Source organism: Variovorax boronicumulans (assembly GCF_040544675.1).
Taxonomy (GTDB): Bacteria; Pseudomonadota; Gammaproteobacteria; order Burkholderiales; family Burkholderiaceae_C; genus Variovorax; species Variovorax boronicumulans_D.
Genome location: NZ_JBEPKK010000039.1, coordinates 1 through 5,849, shown reverse-complemented (window position 1 = coordinate 5,849; position 5,849 = coordinate 1). Strand labels below are relative to the sequence as shown.

Here is a 5,849-nt window from a genome sequence, read left to right as displayed (position 1 = left end):
ACGGGGCTGGAAGACAGCAGCATTCCCATCGGGCAACCCATCGCCAACACGCGCATCCATGTGCTGGATGCGCACGGCCAGCTTGCTCCGGCGGGAGTGGCCGGTGAGCTGCACATCGCCGGCGTGCAGCTGGCGCGTGGCTACCTGAACCGCCCCGATCTCACTGCCGAGCGCTTCGTGCCCGATCCGTTCGGCGCGCCGGGCAGTCGCATGTACAGAAGCGGCGACCTGGCGCGCTGGCGCATCGGCCAGGGCGGCGACGGCACCATCGAGTACCTGGGCCGCAACGACCACCAGGTCAAGGTGCGGGGGTTCCGGATCGAGCTGGGCGAGATCGAGGCGGCGCTGTCAGCCTGTGCCGGCGTGCGCGAGGCCGTCGTGCTGGCGCGCGGCGAGGGTGCCGACAAGCAGCTGGTGGCCTACGTCACTGGAGAAGACGTACAAGCAGTGGTCCTGCGCGAGCACCTGGCCACCCGGCTGCCCGAGTACATGGTGCCGGCCGCCTACGTGCAGCTGGAAGCGCTGCCGCTCACGCCCAACGGCAAGCTGGACCGCCGCGCGCTGCCCGCGCCGGGCGATGCGGCCTACGGCACCCGCGCGTTCGAGCCGCCGCAAGGCGAGATCGAAGAAGAGCTGGCGCAGATCTGGCAGGACCTGCTTGGATTGGAGCGCATCGGCCGCGCCGACAACTTCTTTGCCCTGGGTGGGCATTCGCTGCTGGCCGTGCAACTGATCGAGCGCATGCGCCGGATCGACTGGGAGCTGCCGGTGCGCGCCCTGTTCACCGCGCCCACACTGGCGGCATTGGCCGAGCAGGTCCGTCGCGCCGGTGGCGTGGTGGTGCCGCCCAACCTCATCGCCGCGGGCTGCGAGCGCATCACGCCCGAGATGCTGCCGCTGGCCACCCTGACCCAGCAGGAGATCGACACCATCGCGGCCGGCGTGGACGGCGGGGTCGCCAACGTACAGGACATCTACGCGCTCGCCCCGCTGCAGCAGGGCATCCTGTTCCATCACCTGGCCAGCAGCGAAGCCGACCCGTACCTTCTGAATACGCTGCTGGCGTTCGACACGCGCGAGCGGCTCGACCGCTTCATCGGCGCGCTGCAGGCGGTGATCGACCGGCACGACATCCTGCGCACCGCCATCGTCTGGGACGGGCTGGCGGAGCCGGTGCAGGTGGTGTGGCGCCGCGCGCCGCTGCAGCTCGAGGAGACCGACCTGGCGGGCGTCGACGTCTGCGAGCGCCTGCGCGAGCGCTTCGCCCCGCGACAGATGGGCATCGACCTGGCGCGCGCCCCGCTGATCGGCGGCGGCATCGCGCACGATGCGGCGAACGGGCGCTGGGCCTTGCTGCTGTTGTTCCACCACCTGGCGATCGACCACACGACGCTCGAGGTCGTGCTGCAGGAGATTCAGGCGCACCTGCTCGGCGAGCAGCACCGGCTGCCGCGGGCGCTGCCGTTCCGCAATTTCGTCGCGCAGGCTCTTGGAGGCGTTTCCCGCGAGGAGCACGAGGCCTTCTTTCGGGACATGCTGGGCGATGTCGATGAGCCGACGCTGCCCTTCGGCCTGGCCGACGTGCAAGGGCCGGGCGACACGATCGCAGAGGCACAGCGGCCGGTGGACGCAGTGCTCGCGCAGCGGCTGCGCGAGCGGGCGCGTGCGCTGCGCATCAGCGCGGCCAGCCTGATGCATGTCGCCTGGGCGCTGGTGCTGGCGCGTGTCAGCGGCCGCGAGGACGTGGTCTTCGGCAGCGTGCTGTTTGGCCGGATGCAAGGCGGCGACGGCGCCGACCGGATGCTCGGCCTCTTCATCAACACGCTGCCGCTGCGCGTGCGCGTCGGCGAGGCCTGCGGCGCCGAGCTTGCCGTACGGCGAGCTCACGAAACGCTGGGCCGGCTGATGCGTCACGAGCACGCATCGCTCGCGCACGCGCAGCGATGCAGTGGCGTGCCGGCGCCCACGCCACTGTTCACGTCGCTGCTGAACTACCGGCACAGTGCCGGCCCGGCTCAGGCCGTGCCGGCCTTGCAGGGCGTGAAGCAGCTGGCCGAGGAGGAACGGACCAACTACCCGCTGACGCTGTCGATCGACGACTTTGGGGACGGCTTCACGGTCACCGCGCAGGTGCGCGCCACGGTCGATCCGGGCCGCGTCTGCGACTTCATGCATACCGCGCTGGAGCGGCTGGCGGACGCGCTGGAGCAGGCGCCGGCGATGCCGCTGCGGCAGATCGACGTGCTGCCGCAGGCCGAGCGGCAGCGGCTGCTCGCATGGAACGCCGGCGAGGCGCCGGCGGCCGACGAGCGCTGCATCCACCAGCTGTTCGAGGCGCAGGCCGCGCGCCGGCCCGACGCGACCGCGCTGCTGTGGCAGGACGAGCGGCTCGGCTATGGCGAGCTCAACGCGCGTGCGAACCGGCTCGCACGCCACCTGCGCCGGCACGGCGTGGGTCCGGACACGCAGGTGGCGATCTGCGTCGAGCGGGGGATCGAGATGGTCGTCGGCCTGCTCGCGATCCTGAAGGCCGGAGGGGCCTACGTGCCGCTCGATCCGGCGTATCCGGTCGACCGGCTCGTCTACATGGTGCGGGACTGTGGTGCGTCGGTGTTGCTGGCGCAGGGCGGCCTGCCGGTGCTCGAGCCGCTGCGCGACGCGCTGCGCGGCGGCGCCGCGGTGGTCGAGCTGGACACGCACGCCGACAGCTGGGCTGCCGAGGATGCCGCGGACTTGGCGGCCGGCGAGACCGGCCTGCACCCTTCGCACCTGGCCTATGTGATCTACACCTCGGGTTCGACCGGCCAGCCCAAGGGCGTGATGGTGGCGCACGCCAACCTCATGCGCCTCTTCTCGGCGACGCAGCCGCAGTTCGGCTTCGACGAGAACGACGTCTGGACGCTCTTCCATTCGTTCGCGTTCGATTTCTCGGTCTGGGAGCTGTGGGGCGCTCTGATCCACGGCGGCCGGCTGGTGGTCGTGCCGTACCTGACGAGCCGCTCGCCGCAGGACTTCCATGCCCTCGTGTGCAGCCGGGGCGTCACGGTGCTGAACCAGACGCCCAGCGCCTTCCGCCAGTTCATCGCGGCGCAGGGCGACGCGCCGCAGCTGGCGCATCGGCTGCGCTGCGTGGTCTTCGGCGGCGAGGCGCTGGAAGTCGCGACGCTGAAGCCCTGGTACCGGCGCGTGGAGAACCGCGACACGCGCCTGGTCAACATGTACGGCATCACCGAAACGACGGTGCACGTCAGCTACCGGCCGCTCGCGGCCGCGGACTGCGAGCAGGCAGGCGCAGCGAGCCCGATCGGCGTGCAGATCCCGGACCTGCGCATCTATGTGCTGGACGCCCGGCGCCGGCCGGCGCCGATCGGAGTGCCGGGTGAGATGTATGTCGGCGGCGCCGGTGTCGCGCGCGGCTACCTGAACCGGCCGGCGCTGACGGCCGAGCGCTTCGTCGGCGACCCGTTCGAAGCGCAGGCCGGCGCGCGGATGTACAAGACCGGCGACCTGGCGCGCCGGCTCGACGACGGCAGCCTCGAGTTCCTTGGCCGCAACGACGAGCAAGTGAAGATCCGCGGTTTTCGCATCGAGCTCGGCGAGATCCAAGCCGCGCTGCTGGCGCAGCCGGAGATCCGCGAGGCGGTGGTCATCGCGCACGAGGGCGAGCCCGGCCGGAAGCGGCTCGCCGCGTACGTGGTCTTCGACCCGGAGCGACCGCCTCCCGGCACGGCCGCGCTGCGCGCTGCCCTGTCGCAGCGCCTGCCCGAATTCATGCTGCCGGCGCATGTCGTCGCGCTCGAGCGAATCCCGCTCACGCCGAACGGCAAGCTGGACCGACGCGCACTGCCGGCCCCGGACGGCGCCGGTGTGCGGTCCGATGCGGCGGCGCCGCGCACGCCGACCGAGGCCGCGCTGGCATCGGTCTGGAGCGACACGCTGGGGCTGGCGCAGGTCGGCATCGACGACAACTTCTTCGCCGTCGGCGGCGACTCGATTCGCGCGATCGCGGTGCTGTCGAAGGCTCGGGAGCGGGGGCTGTCGTTCGCGCTGATCGATCTGTTCCGCCATCCGACGATCGAGCAGCTCGCCCGCTCGCTGGAGGCCGGCATCGCTGGCGAGACGCCGCTGGACGAGGCGCCGCTGCTGGCCGCGGCCGACCTTGAGGCGCTGCCGTCCGGCGTCGAGGACGCCTACGGCATCACGATGCTGCAGACGGGAATGGTGTTTCATCACCAGCTGTCCGGCGATGCGGCGCAGTACCACGACGTGTTCGGCTACCGGCTGACCTTGCCGCGCTGGGATGAAGCGGCGTTTCGCGCTGCGCTGGCCGCGATGGCGCGCCGGCATCCGGTGCTGCGCACCTCGTTGCGCTTCCACGGCTACAGCGAGCCGCTGCAGCTGGTGCATCGCGAGGTGCGCATTCCGTTGGAGGTGGTCGACCTGTCCGCGCATGACGAAGCGTGTCGGCAGCGCGTGCTCGCTGAGTTCCTCGACACCGAGCGCCGCCGCGATTTCGTGCTTGAAGCGGCGCCGCTGTTGCGGATGTTCGTCCATCTGTGCGGCGCCGACTCGATCCACTACACGCTCAGCTTTCACCATGCGATCCTCGACGGCTGGAGCGTCGCGGCCTTGCAGACGGAACTGTTCGAGCGCTACCTCGGCCTGCTGGACGGCGATCCGGGGGCGCAGGAGGTCCAGCCGCTCGCAGTGACGCCGAAAGCCGTCGTCGCGCGCGAGCGCAGCGCGCTCGCGTCGGCGGCGCACCGGCAGTTCTGGAGCCGCATGCTGGACGGCCATGTGTTCACCGGCTTGCCGGCGCATGACGGATCGGCGGGCAGTGTCGATGATCTGCCGGTGGTCGTGGCCGAGCCGGTACGCAACCGCCTGCGGGGCGTCGCCGAACGCCTGGGCGTGCCGATGCGAAGCGTGCTGCTGTGCGCCCACCTGCGCGTGCTGGCGCTCTTGTCCGGCCGCGACAACGTGACGACCGGGCTGGTGTCGAACGTGCGGCTGGAGCAGGCCGACGGCGACAAGGTGCTGGGCCTGTTCCTCAACACGCTGCCGTTCCGGCAGGCGTTGGCGAGCGGGCGCTGGTCGGACCTGATCCGCAAGACCTTCGAGACGGAACTGGAGGTGCTGCGGCATCGGCAGTACCCGTACTTCCAGCTCTACCTCGATAACGGTCGAACGCCGCTGTACGAGACGGCGTTCAACTATGTCAATTTCCACGTGTACGAGCAGCTCGATCGCGGCGAGCGTTTCGACGTCGCGGCGTCCCGAAGCTTCGAGGCGACCGAGTTCGCCTTGATGATCACCTTCTCCGACACGTCCGACCATCTGACGTTCGACCTCAAGGTCGGTCCGGGCCGGCTCTCGTCGGCGCAGGTGGCGCGCATGCGCGGCTACTACCTCGCGGTGCTGCAATCGATGGCCGACGACGTGCAGGCCTCGCATGACGGGTTGCAACTGCTGTCGGATGCGGAGCAGCGGCAGCTGCTGGTGGAGTGGAACGACACCGCGCGCGAGTTCCCCACCGAGTGCTGCATCCACGAGTTGTTCGAAGCGCAGGCGCAGCGCGCGCCGGACGCTGTGGCGCTGGTCTTCGAAGACGAGTCGCTGAGCTACGCCGAGCTGGACGCACGGGCCAACCGGCTGGCGCACCACCTGCGATCCTTGGGCGTGGGCCCGGACGCGCGCGTGGCGCTGCTGCTCGAGCGCGGCGTGTCCATGGTCGTGGCGCTGCTGGCCACGCTCAAGGCCGGCGGCGCCTACGTGCCGCTGGACCCGAGCCACCCCGCCGAGCGGCTGGCCTTCATGCTGCGCGACTGCGCGCCGTTGGTCGTCCTGAG

At 70.7% G+C, this 5,849-nt stretch carries 1 protein-coding gene; it reads left to right on the top strand.

Translation table 11 applies throughout. From position 1 onward, the window contains the following. The coding region (locus ABIC90_RS27190) for an amino acid adenylation domain-containing protein (protein ID WP_354359828.1) at positions 1-5,849 on the top strand (5,849 nt) is incomplete at both ends.